This window comes from Flagellimonas algicida (assembly GCF_049629585.1).
GTDB lineage: Bacteria > Bacteroidota > Bacteroidia > Flavobacteriales > Flavobacteriaceae > Flagellimonas.
Map to the genome: position 1 here is coordinate 566,485 of NZ_JBMYIX010000002.1, position 20,617 is coordinate 587,101.

Below are 20,617 nucleotides of genomic sequence, written 5' to 3' on the forward strand. Positions count from 1 at the left end.
CTGCAAGTTACAGCACTAATTCATAACAATGAAAAGGATGCTCACTTTGTTTGGGAAAGAAGATATCGCCCAGCTTTTGATACCCCCGTTGCTCATAAAAACGCTGGTTCCGTTTGTTTTGCGAGAACGTATCCAACCGCACTGATACAAACCCCTTTGCTTTGGAATGTTCCTCCGCAAAATCCATGAGCTCTTGGGCAAAACCCTTGCCCTGACAGGCCGGGTCCACGCAAAGTCTGTGGATGTAGGTACTGTTGCCATTTGGGGTGAGCCATTCTATGGGCACATACTCCTCATCCATGAAGGTGGAAACCACAATGGCCCCCACAACGGAGCCTTCGTGCTCCTTCACGTAGAGTTCGTTTCGGTCAAGGTCATTGATAAAAGCAGCCTTGTTGGGATAGTTCTCGTTCCATTGAAAAATACCTTTGGACTGCATTTTCAGGGCGCAGGCCTTGGTAATGGTCAGGATATGGTCAATTTCAGATATCTTTGCGTGCCGTATCATGGATTCATTTCAATTTAATTGTAAATTTAGGGTTAAATCATAACAGCCAAATAATGAACAACATTCTTGTACCCATTGGAACATCACCGGATTCTTCACAAACCTTGCAGTATGCCGTAGACTTTGCATCGAACTTTGGTGCCAAGATCTTTGTCATGGATGTGTTCCATGTAGCTACTGGGATCGGGAGCTTGGCCAATGTGGAAGAGAAGGTTTCAAAAAGTGGCAAGGAGCATTTAAAGGAAGTCATTGACCAAGTGGACACCAAAGGTGTGGAAATCAAGATGGCCACGTACAATGGTGATATTGTGGATGGCCTGAACAGCATAAACAAGGAGTTGGGCATAGACCTGATCATTATAGCACCACGAAGCAACGACATTATGGAGGAGCTTTATCTGGGGAACACATCGGGGAGGATCATTAAACAGACCGATATCCCCACTTTGATCGTTCCCAAGGGAACCGAGTTCAAGCCGATCAAGAAGGTTTTGACGGCCTTTGGGTCGGGGATCTTGAAACGGAGCAGCATTTTGAGCCCCTTGGTGACCATAAAGAACAAATTCAGGGCAGAGGTGAGTCTGTTGTTGGTAAAACGCCCCGGGTATTCCGAGGATGATCTTAAGGTGAACACCGCCCTTATGGACTTGAGCAAGCAGTTGACCATTACCGAAAACGCCACCACCTATCTGGGGGTAACGGAGCATTTTAGGAACGAACATCCGGACATGCTGTGCGTGTTCCGAAGAAAACGCGGGTTCTTTAAAAAACTGTGGGAAAAGAACACCATTAGAAAGTCCGAGTTCTTTGTACCCATTCCCGTATTGGTGCTCAGCGTTAAAAAAGACTAAGCAGGCGCACTATTTTTGATAGTTTCGGAAAAAAGTATTTCCTTTGCGCTCTCTTAGGGGGATTAGCTCAGTTGGCTAGAGCGCTTGCCTGGCAGGCAAGAGGTCACCGGTTCGAATCCGGTATTCTCCACAGTAACAGTAAGGCTTCAAGAGTTTTTAACTTTTGGAGCTTTTTTCATTTGCACGCAATTTGCACGCAAAACTGGTTTTAAATTAAGCTCGGTATTATTTGATTCAAATTGGGCTATTTCTATGCTTTTTAATCCTTTATAGCATAATTTTTTGAAAAAGTATCACATTTATTACATGCGTTAGCTTCAGTATTAGATTTATGAATCTAAGTCCCATAAAAGGTCAATTAACGAAACAAATAAAAGAGACCACAAATGTGACCGAATGACAACAGAATTTTTGAAATAGAAAAGAAGTTCAAAAAAAGGGCCGTTAAAATGAACTGTTTTTAAATGCACCGAAAAAGTTTTCTTTTACTAGAGAACTGTGTAGGCAATCAATCAGCAACAATCTTCGTTATTCTGAATAGGTGGACAAGCGACAGTACCGTAGGAACAAAAGACACAACAATCCCCTTCTTTTGGCTTAAGGACTTTTTTGCAATTGTCACATTCATAAAAGAATTGACAGGCCGTTGTTGGCATTTCCTCTTCTTTTTCAAGCCCGCAATTTGGGCAAGTAATTGTTGATATTAACTGAGGTCTCATTATTTGACTACTTTATAAGCTGTACTGTTTATGGCTTTTTTGATTGCGGGCAAATCGGTTTTGGTCTTGTCAAATTCCACTATGGTGTTGGCATTTTCGTAGCTGGTTTTTACCGAAATAATTCCATCCAACTTATTGACTTCACTTTCTACGTGTGCCTCACAACCCACACAAGTCATTCCCTCAACATAAAACGTGTGCTTTTCGATATTGGATTGAGAGACATAGACGATGTCCTTTGTGGGCTGTGCATAAAATAAGTTGGAATAGTACGGGAAGGCCAGCATCAATCCCGAAAATACGGTTACGATGAACAAAAATTGTTTGGATTGCCAAAATGTAGGTTTCGCATCATCGTCACAGGCACAATCTATTTCTTCCTTTGTTTTTGGCCGTAATTTCTGATACCATGCAAATACCAAAACAATAATGGTCAAGCCGATAAAATAGGGTCTAAACGGCTCGACCCAGGAAAAGGTAGATGCAATGCCGCTTGTTCCAGCAATCAGTGCCAAGACAGGGGTAATACAGCATATTGATGCTGCAACTGCGGTAAAAATACTGGTATAGGCCGCGGTGTTTGAAGTATTATTCGATGCCATAATTTAAACTTTCTAAGCTGTTTTCTTTCTTATCGAAATTGAACTGAAAATTCCATTTAAAACATTATCCTCACTCTTTACCAACGAATAATATAATGTTTGACCTTCACGTCTCGATGTGATAATTCCTGCATCCTTCATTTTACGGATATGTTGGGATACCGCGGGGACACTCATTTCAAGAATGTCAGCAATATCGCAAGGACACAATTCATTTTCTATGTTCAAAAGAAATAGGATTTTCAGTCGTACCTCACTTCCGGCAAGGGCCAAAATTTTGCTCATGGCCTTAAAACTATCGGAAGAATTTTCTATTGTCCTCTTGCACCGTGATATTTGTTTATGGTCGGCTTCATTCCGGGTACAGGTTATTTCCAAGCTCATCAATTTTAACTTAACGCGTCTACAAATATATCATTATTTAAGCAAATACTTATATACTAAAACTGTAGACATATTATTTAGGAAGTTGGATTGGTTCTTTGTTTTAGTTTTTATAGACGAATGCCTACCGAGTTTTTGTAGCACCAGTGAAAAAAATAGGGGACTATGATATTTCTATTTCGGATTCTGATTCCAATGTCCGGCAGCAATAAGTAGCCTTTTCATTTGAATAAGTTGGTCTTCATCTTTGAAATATTCATGACTTAGCATTTTTCTCAGTTGACCAACGGTTTCTTTTGAAGTTAATCCCTTTTTTTCAAAAAGTTCGGTAAATTTCTGAAGTTGCTCTAACTTGTACTTTGCCTTTTCAACAAATTGTTCCCCATTTTCAGAATCCTCGTAACTCGATTGAATTTCAAAATGTCGTTCTATCGTACCCGGTTTTCCAATTATCAATTTCTCAGCATTAATCTGAACGATTCCATTTGTAGTAAAAACATAGTCCCTATCGTGAACCATCCTATTAATTCTGGTTTGACCATCAGCAATACTGTTTGGAAAGATTTCTAAGTAGTATTTGGTATCTAAAGGCAAAGTTATTACTGAGTCAGGATTAAAAAGGCCTTCAAATCGAGTTGATTTTACGCCGCGTATTGATACCGGATTATCGCAAGTAATTAATGGTGCATCCTCATCATTGATTCGGTGGACATTTATAGTACAATCATATTTGAAATCCACAAATTCTTTCCATTTTTCCAAATGTTGAACCAAGAATTTAATCCTGTTACGCTCTTTAAATTCGTGTCTAACTTTACCAATATCCTTAATATTGAATTCGTGCTTTTCTTCTTCAAATGTAAATTTCACATCGCCGTTTTCGTCGGCGTACAATAACATTCTATCTAAAATTTGGTCGGTAAATGCGTTCTGATGATTAAGAAACCTCGGGGTTCTAAAATAAAGGGATAGGCAGACGTATAGTACTTGCCTTTTTTGCTCAGAGGTCAATATCTTCACATTTTCATCGACAAGTAGTTTATAAATCTTAGGGAATTCAGAATCGACGTGTTCGGCATAATGATATTCCAAATCGTATTTCCTATCAATCTCGGCATTCGGAATCGTATAAAGATTTTTCTGAAAGCAAATACTTTTTGTACTAATCTGTTCAAGAAGCAAATCATCTTCCAATCTGTAAGCATCAACAAAATAGTTGCCGTTATTACCTTCAACACCAAAATTTTTCAGGTAAGACCGTGGTATGTATTGTTGCTTGATGGGTTCGTTTTTAGCCATACATGAAATAATGAATTTTCATGAATGTACTAATTCCATTCCATCTTCTGCAATCGTATCGCATTCAATATAGCCAAAAACGCCACACCCACATCAGCAAAAACAGCTTCCCACATTGTCGCTAATCCACCTGCACCGAGAATGAGGACTATGACCTTGACACCAAATGCAAGCGCAATATTTTGCCAGACAATTCGTCGCGTTGAACGACCAATTTTAATCGCTCTTGCAATCTTACTGGGTTGGTCGGTCTGTATGATAACATCGGCTGTTTCTATAGCAACGTCGCTACCCAAACCACCCATTGCAATACCTACACCACTTGCTGCCAAAACGGGTGCATCGTTAATACCATCGCCAATAAATGCTACTTTGGTTTCGGGTTGCTTTTTGAGCTCTTCAACCTCATTGAGTTTATCTTCAGGCAACAGTCCGCCTTTTGCCCAATCGATTTTCAACTCTTTTGCAACCTGTTGTGTAATTGAGTCTTTGTCACCCGATAGCATTATAATTTTGGAAATTCCTGCATCCCTAATTTGTTTAATGGCTTGGTGCGCATCATCCTTTAATTCATCTGCAATGGTAACATAACCTGCAAATGTTCCATCTATGGACACCATAACGATTGATTCTACAATACCATCTGTTTCCGAAGGGACTTCTATGCTGTTTGAGGTCATCAAGGCTTTGTTACCTACCAATACCGTTTTCCCGTTGACCTTTCCTTTCAATCCCTTTCCGGCAACTTCCGATACATCTGTCGCTTCATAATCTGACCCGTCCGCTTTGTATTCGAGAATTGCTTTTGCGATGGGATGAGTAGATTGTTCTTCCATCGCCATCAGGTATTTCATAAATTCGGCTTCCTCAAATGTGATGGAATTGATTTCCTTGATTTTAAAAACGCCTTTGGTAACGGTTCCTGTTTTGTCCATTACGACCGTGTTTACTTGGGTCATTGCATCCAAAAAGGATGCACCCTTGAATAGAATACCGTTTCGCGATGCCGCACCCAATCCGCCAAAATAGCCCAGAGGAATGGAAATGACCAGCGCACAAGGGCAGGAAATTACGAGGAATATCAATGCTCGATAGAGCCAATCCCTAAATACATAATCATCTATAAAAAAGTAAGGCAGAAAAGTAAGTCCGATAGCGAGGAATACCACGATTGGTGTATAAATCCGTGCAAATTTTCTAATGAACAATTCGGTCTTTGATTTTCTGGCGGTTGCATTCTGCACCATATCCAAAATTCGTGCAATGGAACTGTCTTTAAATTCTTTTGTGGTTTCAATCTCGATTACGCCATCAAGATTTATGCTTCCTGCAAAAACAGTATCACCTTTAGCAATAGTATCAGGTTTGCTTTCGCCTGTCAAGGCAGCAGTATTAAAAGAACCCTTTTCAGAAAGCAGAATGCCATCAAGCGGAACTTTTTCGCCTACACGCACCTGTATCTTTTCGCCAATCTCAACAGTCTCGGGATTTACTGAAACAAAATCATCATCACGATAAACCAAAGCCTCATTGGGTCTTACATCGAGTAAGGCTTTTATATTTCCCTTAGCACGGTTAACGGCCGCATTTTGGAAGAGTTCGCCCACGGCATAAAATAGCATAACGGCTACACCTTCAGGGTATTCGCCTATGGCAAAAGCACCGAGGGTTGCAATGGACATTAAGAAGAATTCAGTAAAGAAATCCCCCTTTTTAATACTTTCCCAGCCTTCCTTTATTACAGGGAATCCCACAGGGATATAGGCTACCGTGTACCATACTACGCGAATCCATCCTTTGAAGAAAGGAAACGCATCAAAGTAATCAATAGCAATTCCGGCTATCAACATTACGAAGCTGAAAATAGCCGGTAGATAGGTTCTGAAATTTGAAATTTCTTCAGGGCTGCTATGGTTATGGCCATCGTCGTGACTGTGCTCGCCTTGTTGTTTTTTTGGTTCTAAGTCACGTAAGTTTATTTTTTTCTTTTTCATATGTTCTAATCAAGTTTGATATCATTTTAAAAACTACTTCGATAATTTCAATATTCTCAATGCACCGCGCATTACAAAAGTGAAAACGATGCCGCCAATCACTAAATCGGGCCATTTACTATTCAGAAAATAAACCAGCACCCCAGCTACTATAACACCACCATTAACAATAATATCATTGGATGTAAAAATGGCACTTGCCTGCATATGAGCCTCTTGACTCTTTGCCTTGTTGATGAGCCAGAGCGATATCAAATTACCTGCCAATGCGAAAATTGAAACGATAATCATCCATTGAAACAAGGGTGTTTCGGTATTGCTAAAAAACCTTCTCAAGACCTCTGCAAACCCAAGTGTTGCCAATGCCATCTGAAAGTATCCGCTGTATTTCGCAACCTTCTTTTTTCTTGAAATGGCACCGCCTACCGCAAATAGGCTTAATGCATATACGATGGAATCTGCCAGCATATCTAATGAGTCTGCCACAAGACCCATCGAAGAAGAAATCCAACCGGTGGTCATTTCGATAACGAAAAAGCCAAAGTTGATGCCCAAGACCCACCATAGGATTCTTTTTTGTTTGGATTGGTCTTCCATTACGGGTGGTTCGGCTTCTGTGGTTCCTTCTAAGGAATCCCCAAGTTTTAAGCTGGCTATAGACGTTTTTATCGCCTTGACGTCGTCCACGTGATATACTTCCAATTTTCTGTTTGGAATATCAAAATCCAAGTGTTTTACTTGAGCATAAGACTCTAACTTCATCCGAATCATCTGCTCTTCTGAAGGGCAGTCCATTTTAGTTATTATAAAAGTGCTTTTTTTCAAAATCAATCTAATTTGTTCGTTTGTTTATTAAAGTAAATTACTGCTGCATTTTTCGCATATTCCCGTAACCACGAGATTAACATCCTCTGCCAAATATCCATCTGGCAAATTGATATGCGGGATTTTTAGTTCCGTTAAACAAACTGTTTCGTCACAGTTAGTGCAATGAAAATGTAAATGCAAATCCTGTTCTATTTCACAATTACAGCCTTCTTCACAAAGTGCGTATTTAGAGATTCCAGTTCCGTCATCTATGTGATGCACCACGTTTTTTTCTTCAAACGTTTTTAGGGTTCGGTACAATGTGGTTCTATCCGCTTTTGCGAAAGCATTCTCAATATCAGTCAGGGCGATGGCGGCATCCCTATCGGCCATATACTTATAAATCAAGATGCGCATTGCGGTGGGACGCACGTTATGGTCATTTAATGTTTTTTCAATTTCAGTCATTTTGTGCGGTGTTATAATTGATATTTTTAGCTTTATTGTAGGCTTCATAGCCTTCTTTTGCAGCGTACGGAACGATAAGTAATGCAGCCACAGGATCTGCCCACCACCAGCCTAACCAGTTGACCAATAGCAATCCTATAAGTACGACCACGGTTTGGTATAAGCAAATAAAGGTGTCTTTAGCATCAGCCAGCAAGGCTGGACTGTCTAATTTCTTTCCATACTTTCTTTTGAAATAGATCAGGATAGGATTTACAACCAGGGAAACCAATAATATAATCAGTCCCATCGTGCTCCAGTTTGCGGTTTCTTTATTTATAAGCTTTGTAATGGAATCGTAGGAAATGAAAATACAGATGAGCGTAAAGGAAACTGCAATTACGTTTAACGTGATTTTTTGTCTTCGTTTTACTTTTTCTTCATCGATACCTTTAATCTCGCCGTGTAGTCGCCAGCCTAATGTTCCCGCACTAACCACTTCAATCGTGCTGTCCAATCCCCAACCTATCAGAGCCGAACTATTTGCTGTAAATCCAGCAATAAGCGAGACCGCAACTTCAATAACATCGTAGATGACGTTCCAAATCTGTAAGGTTCTTGCTACTTTTAAGTTTTTCTTTCTTTTTTCTTTCATTCCATTTTAATCATCGTCACCAAGTTCCCCTTTTTTCATCTCTCCCATAAGGTAATAGGCATTATTAAAGGCAAAATGAGTATTTGGGTCTGGGGTTTCAAAAAAACGTATGGCTATCCAGTCACCATCCTTCTCGCCCGTAGTGACTTCTACTGGTATAAAACTCCAAGTGTTGCCTTCCCTTTGCGCTTTAAACACATAATCCCTACCACCTTCTGTAATAATGGCACTTTCTGGTAATGCGGTTTCAGCGGTTTCATCGTTATCAACTTCAATCCTACCTTTAATGTACATTCCTGAGATAAGACCACCACCTTTGTTCTCAATTTCTGCGTGTACGTGCACCGCTTTAGGATCTTGCTCGAAGGTTTTTCCTACTGAATAAATTTCGGCAACGAGTTCCGTTCCTGGTCTTGATTGAACGCTAAATCGTACTTGTTGACCTTTCTTTACCCTATCAACATCTTTTTCGAAAACCATTAAATCTGCGTGTACGTGGTCTGTATCTACTATTTCCATTAGGTTGGTCTGTGGCTCCACATATTGTCCAGTTTTTATAAAAACTTTTTCTACAACCCCTGCAATGGGACTGCGCAATGCAACACGCTGGTAGATAGTGCCATTGCGCACGCCATTCACATTGATGTTGTACTGTCGCAATTGTGCTTCCAGCCCGTTTACCATTGCGGTAGATGACTGATAGTCTGCCGTTGCCTTTTGGAAATTCATACCAGATGCCACACCAGCTTCATAAAGCCTTTTTTGACGTTCGTATTCTTGTTTTAAAAACCGACTGTTGCTGTGTGCATTTAAGTAATCGCTCTGTATCTGTATGATGCTGGGATGTGAGAGATAGGCAACCGCTTGATTTTTTTTCACTTCATCACCTTCTATTACTTCTATGGATGCCACATTTGCTCCTGTTATGGCGGTAATGGATGCTTCGTTTTGGGGTGGTACTTCCAGCGTGCCATTTGCTTCTACATAACCGCTCATATAACGTTGTGAGAGCGTGTCAATTTCCATCTGTAAGGCTTCAAACTGCTGTGCCGTGAGCATTACTTCCTTAGTTTCGCCTTCCATATTATCTTCTTCATCTTCCCCTTCAGAGTGATTTTCTTCTGTTTCAGAATGGGTGGCTTCATCGTGGCCATCTTCAGTTTTTGACTCGCCACAGCTGAATAATGTCAATGCCATAAGCATTGTGGTAATCGGTATATATTTTAATTTTTTCATCTTTTTTTAGTTTTGGAAATATTGTAGTTTAAACAAGGCTTCTAAATAATTATCGAGTGCGTCCAGCGCATCCATTTCGGTCTGTATGGCATCACGTATAATTTGCGTGAATGCTGCATAATCAAGCGCACCTTCTTTGTAGGCGAGCAATGCGCCTTTGCGCTGGTCTATGGCAAGTGGCAGAGCTTCGGTTTTATAGAAAAACCAAGTATCTCGCCATCGTGTATAATTTTGCTGTGCTTGTGTATATTGGGATTGCAGCTCGCGTTGTTTGAATGCGGCATTGGTTTCTGCAATCTGTGCATCCAGTTTAGCAGCTTTTGCGCGGCTGCGGTCTGGGCCAGAAAACAGCGGTATGGAAATCCCTGCCTGATAGGTGTAGAAACCACTATCGCCATTTACACGTTGCAGGCCACCTTGCAGATTAAACTGGGGCAGTAAGCTTGCCCTTGCTGCATCATAGCTTGCTTGTGCTTCGTCTATACGCTTTCGCGAAAGCGATAACTCGGGATGTTCATCCAATGTATCATCAGTCTCTAACACCGAAATTTCGGTAGCTTCAAATTCATCAGCTACGGTGTACATCGTATCTGGTGTCAACCAAAGATTGAGTTTTTGTAATGCGATTAAATAATCTGTTTCTGCCTGCTGAAACCTGTTGGTTATCTGTAACGCTTGATTGCGCGCAGCAGCATATTCCAGTCTCGAAATGGCTTCGACTTCAAAATTGAGTTCTACAGATTGTGCAAATTGACCATAAATGCTGTCCAGTTCTCGATAAAGAACAAATTTCTTCTTTGCCTGAAAAGCTTCTGACCAGGCTTTTTTGACTTCCAGTTCTATCTGGATTTCAGATAGGTCAAAAGCTGTTTCGGCTAACTGGATGCGTTGTTGTTGCAAGCGTTTTTTGGCACCTATTCCCAATAGATCAATATTTTGTTGCCCGATACCTATCAAGGTATAAATGCCCTGACCATCTGCCACTTCTTCGCCACCTGTAAATACTTTAGTATTACCGAAGTCATAGGCATTGCCCGTGAGTGCGCTCTGTCTTTCTATTTCGAGTTGGCTCGTCTTGAGTGCTGGATAATTCTCTTTGGCAATTTCTACAGCCCGAGATAAGGTAATGGGTGTAATGCTATCCTGAACAATGAGGTCTGGCACAGGTGCTTGTGTTTGTTGCGCTTTCGCCAAAGCGGTACCACCTAACATAAAACCAAGTATTAAAATCGTGGTCAATGCTTGCGGATTAAACGAACCAATCTTGTTCTGGTCTTTGCGCTCACGTCGCTTTTCTATAAAGATATAGAGTACAGGAAGTACTATCAACGTGAGTAGGGTGGCCGTAAGCATCCCACCAATAACTACCGTAGCGAGCGGTTGTTGCACCTCTGCACCGGCTGATGTGGAAAATGCCATAGGTAAAAACCCAAAAATATCTGTGGTAGCCGTGAGCATAATGGGGCGAATACGTTCTTTAGTCCCTTGAAATATTCTATCCTTTATGCTTGTAACACCTTCTTCCTTTAAAGAATTAAATCGGTTAATAAGTACCAGCCCGTTAAGAACTGCGACACCAAATAGCACAATAAATCCTACACCTGCCGAAATACTAAATGGCATATCTCGAAGCCATAAAGCAAACACACCACCAATGGCCGCCAAGGGAATCGCGATGTAAATCATTAGCGATTGTGAAAAGGATTTTAAGGCAAAGTATAACAGTACAAATATCAAGAACAGGGCGATGGGCACAACAATTGTTAAACGATCCTTAGCGCTTTGTAGGTTTTCAAACTCTCCACCATAGGTAATATAATATCCTGATGGCAAGTCCAGTTCTTCATCTAACTTTTGTTGTATATCTTTTACAACAGACTCCACATCTCTGCCTCGTGCATTTACACCTACATAGGTTCTTCTATACGTATTGTCACGTGAGATTTGCATAGGTCCAGGCACGTATTCAATCTCTGCTATTTCAATAATGGGTACCTGGCTTCCATCCTTAAGATCGATGTACATCGTGCGCAGGTCATCAATACTTTTTCTATGGCTTTCATCAAATCGTACCACCAGATCAAATCGTTTCTCGCCTTCAAAAATGACGCCAGCGGTACCACCTGCAAAAGCAGTACTTATGTAATCATTTACTTTTTGAATATCCAGTCCATATTGCGCCATTTTATCTCGTCTGAACTTTACGGTCATTTGTGGTAGTCCAGCTGTACGTTCTGCACTCACATCGCCCGCGCCAGGAACGGTCTTTATAATAGCTGCCATTTCCTGAACCTTGTCTGATAACACCTCTAAATCTTCGCCATATAGCTTTACTGCAATATCCTCTCTTACGCCTTCTAAAAGCTCATTAAATCTTAATTCGACCGGTTGGGTAAATGATAAATTAACCCCGACGAGTTCATCATCCAGTTTATCCCTTATGGCTTCAATCAAACCTTCTTTAGTAGAAGCAGTTGTCCACTCGTCCATATCCTTATTAAGGATGATATACATATCTGCAATATCCATAGGCATAGGATCTGTAGGTATATCTGCCACACCCATACGTGCTGTTACCGTTTTAATTTCAGGAAAATTTTCTAATAGGATAGTTTCTATTTTCTTTGAAACTTCAATGGATTCTGTGAGCGAGCTTCCTGGTCTTATAAACGCCTGCATTGCTATATCTCCTTCATCGAGCTGCGGCACAAATTCTCCACCCATATTAGAAAATATAAATCCAGCAATAATAAGCAGAACAGCAGCAGATGATAACACGATAAGCTTAAGCCGTAGTGCGCCTTTTAATAATGGCTTATAAGCATTATGTATAGCACCAATAATTTTATCACTTATCTTTTCAAGCCAACGCTCAAATTTGCCAAACCAGCTTTTGGTGTTTTGAACTGGTTTCATAAAAAGCGCAGACATCATTGGGACATACGTAAGACACAGAATAATTGCACCTATCATAGCAAAACCAAAGGTGTATGCCATCGGTTTGAACATTTTACCCTCTACACCTGTAAGGAAAAGTATAGGTGTAAAAACTATAAGTATAATGATCTGCCCGAAAAAAGCAGAACCCATCATCGTGGTTCCGGCATCATAGGCTACTTTATCCATTACGCCTTGATTGAATTTTAGCTTTCCAGACCTAATCCGTTTTTGGATCTCATACACCGTTCCTTCTATAATAATCACGGCACCATCTATAATAATCCCAAAGTCTATAGCTCCCAAGCTCATTAAGTTTGCCCATACATTAAATTGCTTCATTAAGATAAAGGCAAAAAGCAAGGACAACGGTATGGTCGTGGCCGTTATGATGCCACCTCTTAAACTACCCAACAATAAAACAAGGGCAAATATCACGATTAGGGCACCTTCCAGTAAATTGGTTTTAACGGTATCGGTCGTTCTGGCAATTAGCTCACTACGATCAATGATAGGGGCGATAGTGAGACCTTCTGGCAGGGATTTTTCAATTTCTGCCATACGATTCTTAACATTTTGAATAACCGCATTAGGGTTTGAACCTTTTAGCATCATTATTATTCCTCCCACGGCTTCCTTACCGTCTTGCGTAAAAGCACCATAACGTACCTGATTCCCAAAATGGACGCGTGTTGCAACATCTCCAATAGTTACGGGAATGTTGCCCTCGTTAATAATCGAAATATCTTTAATGTCTTCCAAAGAGCGAATAAGACCTTCACCTCTTATGAAATTTGACATTTTATTTTTTTCTATGTAAGCACCGCCTGTATTCACATTGTTCCGAGCGAGAGCCTCATACACTTGTGAAATACTAATACCCAAACTATTCAACTTATCTGGGTTGACAGCGACCTCATACTGTTTAATACTGCCTCCATAAGAGTTGACCTCTACCACGCCTTCCAGTAATGTGAGTTGTCGTTTGATAACCCAATCTTGCACGGTGCGCAGTTCCATAGGCGAATACTTGTTTTCAAAACCCTCCTCTGGCTTTATAGTGTATTCATAGATCTGACCTAAACCAGTAGAGATGGGACCCATAGATGGACTTCCAAATTTTTCAGGGATAGATTCGCCCAGTTCGTTTAGTTTTTCCTGTACCAGCTGTCGAGGAAGATAGGTTCCCATATCGTCTTCAAAAACGATAGTAACTACGGAAAGGCCAAAGCGTGAGATAGATCTTATTTCTGTAACGCCTGGTAAATTACCCATAGATAGTTCTACGGGATAGGTTACGAACTGTTCAATATCTTCCGTTCCCAAATTGGGCGATTGTGTGATGACTTGCACTTGATTATTGGTAATATCTGGCACAGACCCAAGATTTACCGTTGCCATTGACCAGATACCGACACCTATAAGAGTCAATGTAAACAGACCGATTATAAATTTGTTATTGATTGAAAAATCAATGATTTTGTTAATCATAGATAAGGATGTTAATTCAGTTGAAATTCTTGTTGAGCACATTGAATAAAAAGCAATGCACAATGTTGACGAATCCAATAGATGGACACGTCAAAACAGGATATAGCTATCCTATGAAAACTGGATTATGCCCGAGGTGGCTGTAAAAGGGAAAGTGAAATATCCTTGCCCAAACTATCGAAGTGGATAAAATTTTCTAGCGAAACGATAGGCTCGATGGGTTCAAAAATAGCCAAACGGAAATCGATGGTATGTGAATGACAGCATTGGCACTGGCAGAATGGGGAACACAGTTCACAGTCTTGTCCGTGTTCGCCATCGAAATCCATTACAGAAACGACCTGTGTGCCTTCATCAACACTGCTGGCATCGCTACAAGGCACGAAATTGAGTGCCAGAAAGTAGATGGATAATATAATCGCAAAAAATTTCACCTTGCAAAGGTAAAAGAATTATAGTGCAATTGGGTTGCAAAGAATGGCTTTGAGCGTAGTTTTTTAAAAGGAACGATTTTCAAGACAGTATTTTTCAAAAAAGCACTAGACTTTCTTAAAGTAGTATCAAAGTATCAGACTTCATTAAGACAATCCAAAGATTAAAACATGCTTTTTTAAAGTGCCTATTTTCTAACTCCCCTAGTCTTAATTGTTGATAACTCTGCTTTCTTCCATTAAACCACCTATTTGCCCAAAATAAGAACAGTTCCATTTGGTATCAAATGAAACCAAATAAAACTAAGGGTTTATCAATACCATTATATTTGAACTATTTTAACATAAAAAACTGTATATCAATTATTTGTGAATAAAATCAATCGGTCAATCTTACTTTCCCTCCTCCTTATTTTTATCTTTATCCAAAGAATTCTTCAAAAGAAAACAAAAGCGCTTTTGTTCATTTCTAATCTTTAAAAAGAAATAAAATGGACAATTTTTTAATACTGGAACGGCTCGACCGTTTGGAAAGGCTATTGATCGCCAATAAAGAAGTGCTGACCTTCGATGAGACCTGTGACTATACCGGCATATCAAGAAGCTATCTGTACAAGCTTACCGCTGCGGGGCATATCCCGCACTCCAAGCCCAATGGAAAACTGATTTTCTTCGAAAGGAAAAAGATAGTGCGTTGGCTGCTGCAGAACCAACAGAAGCCTTTACCGGAAAGCAAAACGATCGGGGATTCGATTCCCTAGTCGAATTCCTCTTTAAATTATTTGTGGACTCACGATAATTTCATAGAAACCCTAAGATTTCAAAAATTTCAAAATATGAAAATAGTACCTTATATAAGGGTGGGCACGTCTTTCTATAAAATTGTAAAGTATCCTACCATTTCGGGACATTTCAACGAGCAGCTGGTTCCGTGGAACGAGCATATCATCAAGCAGGACCATGGCAAGGACTATCTGGGCAAGGTGCCCAAATATGACGGGTTCGCCTGTATTCCTTGCCATGTGAATTTTAAAAAGGAACACCATGGTTTCTACAATACCTATTCCCCTTTGACGCATGAACCGAAAGAGGGATGTATAATAAGGACACGGGGCTTTTTGAAGCATATCTTCGGAAATCAACTGGAGCTGGGACTGGACTATCTGAAACTCCTGTACCAAAGACCGGTGCAGGTGCTCCCCATCCTCTGTCTGGTATCCACCGAAAGAAACACCGGGAAAAGCACCTTTCTCAAATGGCTCAAGGAAATCTTTGGCAACAACCTGACCTATCTGACCAACGACAGCTTTGCAAGCCAGTTCAATGCGGACTGGGCCAACAAGTTGCTGATATGCGTCGACGAGGTACTGTTCAACAAGGAGGAACTCACCGAGCGAATCAAGTACCTGAGCACCACCAACCGGAACAAGCTTGAGGCCAAGGGCAAGGACAAACGGGAAGTGGAATTCTTCGGAAAATTTATTCTCTGCAGCAACAACGAGGACAGTTTTATCAAGATCGATGCCCATGAGACACGGTTCTGGGTGAGGAAGATCCCATCCCTTAAAAGGGAGGACACCGATTTCTTGGACCAACTGGCCCGGGAGGTGCCCGCTTTTTTGGATTTCCTTTCAAAAAGGGAATACAGTACCAAGCAAAGAACACGAATGTGGTTCACTCCAAAACAGGTGCATACACCAGCGCTGAAGAAACTGGTAAACAATAACCGGAACAGGGTGGAGAAGGAACTGGCCAGTCTACTGCTCAGTGCCATGGAAAAGTTCGAGATGGACTCCGTGGACCTTTGTCCCATCGATGCCCTGCACATGCTCAACCGCACAAGGGTCAAGACCGACCTGACCCAATTGAGGCGGTTGCTGAAAAATGATTGGAAACTGGACAACCAGCCCAATTCCAACAAGTACCAAAAGATCACCATCTGGAACAACGGTGAGATCAACACCGAGGACGCAAAAGGGAGGTACTTTACCATAAAAAAGAATTTTTTGGTCCAAAATTTTGATGATTTGATGACAGATTGATATAAGCCCAGTATTTATAAGGGTTTAGGCTGTCATCACTTTGTCATCATTCTGTCATCAAAATAAAAAATGATGACAGGTACTATGAAGAAAAAAACAAAAACGATGAAACGATGACAAAATGATGACGGGGAAACTACCAGTATTTAAAGGGCCTCCCAGAGGTTTGTCATCAAATCATCAAAAATCGATTAAAAACAGAACCATGAAAGAAAAAAGAATGGACTGCGAAAAAGCCCGCAACATTGACATCGTTTCCACGCTGGCCAAGTTGGGGCACTTTCCAGTCCGGAAAACGGAAAAAGAAGCTTGGTTCCTCAGCCCGTTCCGGATCGAGACCCAAGCCTCTTTCAAGGTATCATTGAAACAGAACTATTGGATAGACTTCGGAACCTTTGAGGGGGGAAGTACCATAGACCTGGTCATGAAAATGGAGAACTGTTCCGTAAAGGAGGCATTGGAACGATTGTCCGGGAACATGGACCATTTTTCTTTTCACCGGCGGCCGAATCCAACCAAAGCGGAACATAGAGTCAACCCGATTGAAATCATCGAGGAAAAGGAAATCGAGCACAGGGCCCTGCAAAACTATCTAAGCTCCAGAAGTATCTCGATCAAAACCGCAAGAATACTTTGCAAGGAAATCCATTATCGAATAGGAGGACGGACATACTTTGGCATCGGACTCCAAAACAGGTCTGGAGGCTGGGAACTGCGGAACAGCTATTGGAAAGGCTCCACCTCGCCAAAGGATGTTTCGATGATGGGGAACAAATCAAAGAAATTGGCGATTACAGAAGGCATGTTCGATATGCTCACCCTAATTGAGCTGATGGCGGATATCGTAAACAGCCATGACCTTCTGGTATTGAACACAACTGCCTTTGTAAAACGGATGATAAAAGAAATAGAGGATTATGAAAATGTAAAACTGTTTCTTGATAGGGACAAAACGGGATTGGGGATGACGGAACTGTTACTGGAAAAGTGCCCGAACAGTAGGGATATATCCTTCCTCTATGAAGGTTTTAAAGATATAAACGAATGGAAGGTAAAAAGCGCGAAGGATGAAGTTCGGAAACGAATTCAAGATGTGTCATTGTCATGACAAATCTTGCTTTTGCTCCCGTAGGTCGCAAAAGATGATGTGAAAATGAAGAAAGAGTTCGTACAGTTCCGGTGCTCGGTCTACGAGAAGAAACTGCTGAGGATCAAGGCCCGGAAGAGCGGTCTTTCCATCAGTGAGTACTGCCGCCGTGCCGCATTCGATGATAGGATAGTTGAAAGGATGACGGACGAACAGATAGAGGCCTATAAGCTATTGGTCAAATACCAACGGAACTTCAAGCTGATCACCAACATGTTCCGCAAGCGTAACCCTAGATTGGCCGAGGAAACGGCCCAGTTGGCCAAAGAGATACGACAACACTTTTTAAATTTCAAGAAATGATAGGCATGGGCAAATCCATATCGCACACATCGGCCTCCATGAGCTACGGGATGAACCAGGAGAAGGGATCGGAGATTATCCACAGCCAATATCTGGCCGGGGAGACCCCGAGGGAGATCACCGAGGAGTTCAAGGTCATCCAAGAACAGAATGAACTCTGCCGGAAGAACACGCTCAGCTTTGTGCTGAGCCCCACCATCGAGGACGGCAGGAAACTGGAAAGCGAACGACTCAAGGAAATGACCGAACGGTTCCTCAAGGAAATGAACCTCAAGCAGCACCAGGCCATTGCCTTTGTCCATAGGGACAAAGAGCACGTGCACGTCCACCTGTATGCCAACCGGATAAACTTTCAGGGGAAGGCCTATAACGACAGCTTCATCGGCAAGCGGAGCCAACAAGTGGCGGAAAGGGTGGCCAAACAAATGGACCTGACCACGGTAAGGGAAGTTCAGCAGGAAAAACTGTACCGGATGCAATATGTCCGATCGGAAATACAGAAGATCCATGAAAAGGTCATGGCCAAGGAACGGCCAAGGGATTTTGACCAGTATATCAAATCGATGGAGCAGAACAATGTAAAAGTCATCCCGAGCATCAACAGGCAGAACCAGTTGCAGGGCTTCCGTTTTGAGCATAAGGGAACGAACCTAAAGGGAAGCGAGGTGCACCGGTCCATGTCCATGGGCAGGATCGCCCGTCAAATGAACTTTGAAAGGAACATGGCACAGCGGATTGCCAAGGACAAGAGCATGCAGCTTTTGGGGAGGACAGTGAATGTCCCAAAAAGTTTGACCCAGACCATCATAAAAAAGACCATCAAACTGGCCATCAAAGTGGTCAGGGACACTGGAATAGGAATCTAAACAAAACAATATGGCAAAACTGGACGAGATAGCGGAACTGTTGACTGAGGAGATCAACGGATTTGAAAAGAGTATCGGCCGATTGGAAAAGGTTCATGAGGATTTCAAAAACCTTCCATTAAGGCCAGATACCAGCGAATTAAATGCTCTTCTAAAAGAGTATGGCAACAAACAAAAAAACGACATTAAGGAACAACAAAGACTGATGGAAAGGATTCTTCATAAAGTAGAGCGGTCCGTTCTCTTGCCCAGTTGGGCCATAAAACTTACTTGGGGGTTGTTGGTCACGGTCCTTTTGGTCCTTGGTTTTTCAATCTACAAGGTGTCAAGGATATCCAAGAAAGAACAGGTTGCATATGTAGAAGGTCAAGATGATGCAATTGAACACTACAGGACATTCTTTGAAGAAAGCCCAGAGGCAAAGGAACTATATCAAAAATGGCTGGAGGATAATGGCCAAAAGTAGGACAGCGCCCTATCCTATTTTTGCTTTACGCTTATCTTCCCAAACACTGCAAAAATAGGCCAGGATCCATGCGCTGAAGTTGTGAGTAAGGATTTGGGACTAGGAAGGGTTAAGGTTACAGTTTAACCAATTTCTGATTATAATTGTCTAGTATATTATTCGGCAGGGACTTCAGATATATTTGAGTAGTTGATAGTCGATTATGGCCAAGCATGGAAGAAATAGCTTGTAAGGGAACGTCCTGCAGCATAGCTTGGGTTGCAAAACTATGACGAGATACATATGAGGTCAACCGCTGCTCTATCTTGCATTTTTTTGCAATTTCTTTAAGCCCTTTATTATATCTCTTCCGTGCCCATAAGACGTCTTTATATTGAAGTTCAAATGTGGCTCTTTTAATGATTGGAAATATAAATTCAGACCTCTCTTTATCCTTAAGATAAAACGAGAGGATTTCCTTTAACTGAGGCGTGATGTTAATATCATAAGGCTTTGACGTTTTTTTTCTTTGGAATTTAATTCGGTTGTCAATGATATTTTGAACCCTTAAAAAAGCCAAGTCCATAAAGGAAATACCATAAAGCATGTAAGAGGCAAGGAAGTAATTTCTATAGTGAAACAGACTATCCGTTTCTTCCAGTTTTAAAAGCATAATTGATTTGATGCTTTTAATGTCAAGCGCTCTTTTTTCTGTAGGAGTAGTTTTAATCTTATAATGTGTAAAAGGATAAGCATCTCTAGAAACAACATCAGACTTAATGGCCTTGTTAAAGACCGCTTTGATTGTTCTCATATACGTCGATAGACTGTTAACAGAATTACCTTTGGAAAAGTGCCAGTTCTCAAATCTTTTGAGAAAATCATAATTGATTTCGTTGAATTTGATATCATTTCCATCAGCGAATTTCTCCAATACCTTAATTACCGCGTAGTATGTGTTTGCATTACCATAACGTTCAGCTGCTTTTAACTCATCGACAATATCCTCGCTAAACTTAAAAAATGAATCCAATGATGCGGTTTTTACAATCTTCTTCTTCAGCTGCAAAATGGATAAAAAGTTAAGCTCGTCCTTTTCGTTCAGGTCATTAATTATGTCGACCGCTCTGGTCTTTTCTTTTAAGAGTTGATTATTGAGTTTACTAACTGATGAAGTTCCTTTGAATGCTCTTTTAACTTTCTCGTTTTTATTATCCCAAAATTCCTTTTTTATTGATTGCCCTAAGCTTATGGAAGTTGTTTTTCGAAAATGGGTTAACCGTAAAATAATAGGATAGGAGTCATCTTTTTTCTTCCTACGCGTATCTAAAGAAAGTTTTATATTGGTATTCATCCTAATCAAAGGTAAAAAAAATTTGCACGCAATTTGCACGCAAATGGGTGATTTTATTTGAAATTAAATGAATACGAAATTATTTAAAATACTGAAAAA

20 protein-coding genes and 1 tRNA gene are annotated in these 20,617 nt (G+C 41.0%); 8 read left to right on the top strand and 13 right to left on the bottom strand.

Features of this window, described 5'->3' with window-relative positions; genetic code table 11:
• Positions 1-7 precede the first annotated feature (7 nt).
• On the bottom strand, positions 8-508 hold the full coding sequence (locus ACPD8L_RS11365; protein WP_423943438.1) for a GNAT family N-acetyltransferase: 501 nt from the start codon (positions 506-508) through the stop codon (positions 8-10).
• Between the two features lie 53 nt (positions 509-561).
• Between ACPD8L_RS11365 and ACPD8L_RS11370 the strand changes: the two genes are divergently transcribed.
• Positions 562-1,359 carry a universal stress protein gene (locus tag ACPD8L_RS11370; protein ID WP_116216554.1) on the top strand — a complete coding sequence of 266 codons (798 nt, stop codon included), beginning with the start codon at positions 562-564 and terminating at the stop codon, positions 1,357-1,359.
• Between the two features lie 56 nt (positions 1,360-1,415).
• Positions 1,416-1,489, top strand: a tRNA-Ala gene (locus tag ACPD8L_RS11375).
• 382 nt (positions 1,490-1,871) lie between these two features.
• On the opposite strand, the gene ACPD8L_RS11380 is transcribed toward ACPD8L_RS11375, so the two are convergent.
• The 11 genes from ACPD8L_RS11380 to ACPD8L_RS11430 form a co-directional block, all read right to left on the bottom strand.
• Entirely contained in the window at positions 1,872-2,078 is a 207-nt protein-coding gene (locus ACPD8L_RS11380) for a GDCCVxC domain-containing (seleno)protein (RefSeq protein WP_099546397.1), read from the bottom strand.
• A complete protein-coding gene (gene merTP / locus ACPD8L_RS11385) occupies positions 2,078-2,680 on the bottom strand; it encodes a mercuric transport protein MerTP (protein ID WP_099546398.1) in 603 nt (200 codons plus the stop codon). The genes ACPD8L_RS11380 and merTP overlap by 1 nt, the downstream gene beginning before the upstream one ends.
• A 12-nt stretch (positions 2,681-2,692) precedes the next feature.
• Positions 2,693-3,064 carry an ArsR/SmtB family transcription factor gene (locus ACPD8L_RS11390; RefSeq protein ID WP_116216553.1) on the bottom strand — a complete coding sequence of 124 codons (372 nt, stop codon included), beginning with the start codon at positions 3,062-3,064 and terminating at the stop codon, positions 2,693-2,695.
• A 174-nt stretch (positions 3,065-3,238) separates the two neighbouring features.
• Positions 3,239-4,363: a DUF4238 domain-containing protein gene (locus ACPD8L_RS11395; protein ID WP_116216552.1), complete on the bottom strand. Its 1,125-nt coding sequence runs from the start codon at positions 4,361-4,363 to the stop codon at positions 3,239-3,241.
• 29 nt (positions 4,364-4,392) lie between these two features.
• A complete protein-coding gene (locus ACPD8L_RS11400) occupies positions 4,393-6,357 on the bottom strand; it encodes a heavy metal translocating P-type ATPase (protein WP_116216551.1) in 1,965 nt (654 codons plus the stop codon).
• Positions 6,358-6,390: 33 nt separating this feature from the next.
• Positions 6,391-7,182: a cation efflux transmembrane domain-containing protein gene (locus ACPD8L_RS11405; RefSeq protein ID WP_181898143.1), complete on the bottom strand. Its 792-nt coding sequence runs from the start codon at positions 7,180-7,182 to the stop codon at positions 6,391-6,393.
• A 27-nt stretch (positions 7,183-7,209) separates the two neighbouring features.
• Positions 7,210-7,632 (bottom strand): Fur family transcriptional regulator, encoded by a 423-nt coding sequence (locus ACPD8L_RS11410; RefSeq protein ID WP_116216550.1) that lies wholly within the window; start codon positions 7,630-7,632, stop codon positions 7,210-7,212.
• Positions 7,625-8,266, bottom strand: a complete 642-nt coding sequence (locus ACPD8L_RS11415) for a cation diffusion facilitator family transporter (protein WP_116216549.1) — start codon at positions 8,264-8,266, stop codon at positions 7,625-7,627. The genes ACPD8L_RS11410 and ACPD8L_RS11415 overlap by 8 nt, the downstream gene beginning before the upstream one ends.
• Before the next feature lie 6 nt (positions 8,267-8,272).
• Positions 8,273-9,502 carry an efflux RND transporter periplasmic adaptor subunit gene (locus ACPD8L_RS11420; protein WP_116216548.1) on the bottom strand — a complete coding sequence of 410 codons (1,230 nt, stop codon included), beginning with the start codon at positions 9,500-9,502 and terminating at the stop codon, positions 8,273-8,275.
• A gap of 6 nt (positions 9,503-9,508) precedes the next feature.
• The gene (locus tag ACPD8L_RS11425) at positions 9,509-13,930 is read right to left on the bottom strand and encodes a CusA/CzcA family heavy metal efflux RND transporter (protein ID WP_116216547.1); all 4,422 of its coding nucleotides are present in this window, start codon (positions 13,928-13,930) and stop codon (positions 9,509-9,511) included.
• Positions 13,931-14,055: 125 nt separating this feature from the next.
• Complete coding sequence (locus ACPD8L_RS11430) at positions 14,056-14,364, bottom strand: DUF6660 family protein (RefSeq protein WP_099189899.1); 309 nt, start codon at positions 14,362-14,364, stop codon at positions 14,056-14,058.
• Positions 14,365-14,852: 488 nt separating this feature from the next.
• Between ACPD8L_RS11430 and ACPD8L_RS11435 the strand changes: the two genes are divergently transcribed.
• The 6 genes from ACPD8L_RS11435 (at position 14,853) to ACPD8L_RS11460 (ending at position 19,185) form a co-directional block, all read left to right on the top strand.
• A complete protein-coding gene (locus ACPD8L_RS11435; protein WP_090292211.1) occupies positions 14,853-15,122 on the top strand; it encodes a helix-turn-helix domain-containing protein in 270 nt (89 codons plus the stop codon).
• Between the two features lie 75 nt (positions 15,123-15,197).
• Positions 15,198-16,403, top strand: coding sequence for a primase-helicase family protein (locus ACPD8L_RS11440; protein ID WP_116216546.1), 1,206 nt, complete (start codon positions 15,198-15,200; stop codon positions 16,401-16,403).
• 205 nt (positions 16,404-16,608) lie between these two features.
• Positions 16,609-17,511: a toprim domain-containing protein gene (locus tag ACPD8L_RS11445; protein WP_116216545.1), complete on the top strand. Its 903-nt coding sequence runs from the start codon at positions 16,609-16,611 to the stop codon at positions 17,509-17,511.
• A 45-nt stretch (positions 17,512-17,556) separates the two neighbouring features.
• The gene (gene mbpA, locus ACPD8L_RS11450; RefSeq protein WP_116216544.1) at positions 17,557-17,853 is read left to right on the top strand and encodes a mobilization protein MbpA; all 297 of its coding nucleotides are present in this window, start codon (positions 17,557-17,559) and stop codon (positions 17,851-17,853) included.
• A gap of 5 nt (positions 17,854-17,858) precedes the next feature.
• A complete protein-coding gene (locus ACPD8L_RS11455) occupies positions 17,859-18,719 on the top strand; it encodes a relaxase/mobilization nuclease domain-containing protein (RefSeq protein WP_235856357.1) in 861 nt (286 codons plus the stop codon).
• 10 nt (positions 18,720-18,729) lie between these two features.
• Positions 18,730-19,185 (top strand): DUF6730 family protein, encoded by a 456-nt coding sequence (locus ACPD8L_RS11460; RefSeq protein ID WP_116216542.1) that lies wholly within the window; start codon positions 18,730-18,732, stop codon positions 19,183-19,185.
• Between the two features lie 115 nt (positions 19,186-19,300).
• Here the strand turns inward: ACPD8L_RS11460 and ACPD8L_RS11465 are convergent, their stop codons facing one another.
• Entirely contained in the window at positions 19,301-20,518 is a 1,218-nt protein-coding gene (locus ACPD8L_RS11465) for a site-specific integrase (RefSeq protein ID WP_090292201.1), read from the bottom strand.
• Between the last annotated feature and the right edge of the window lie 99 nt (positions 20,519-20,617).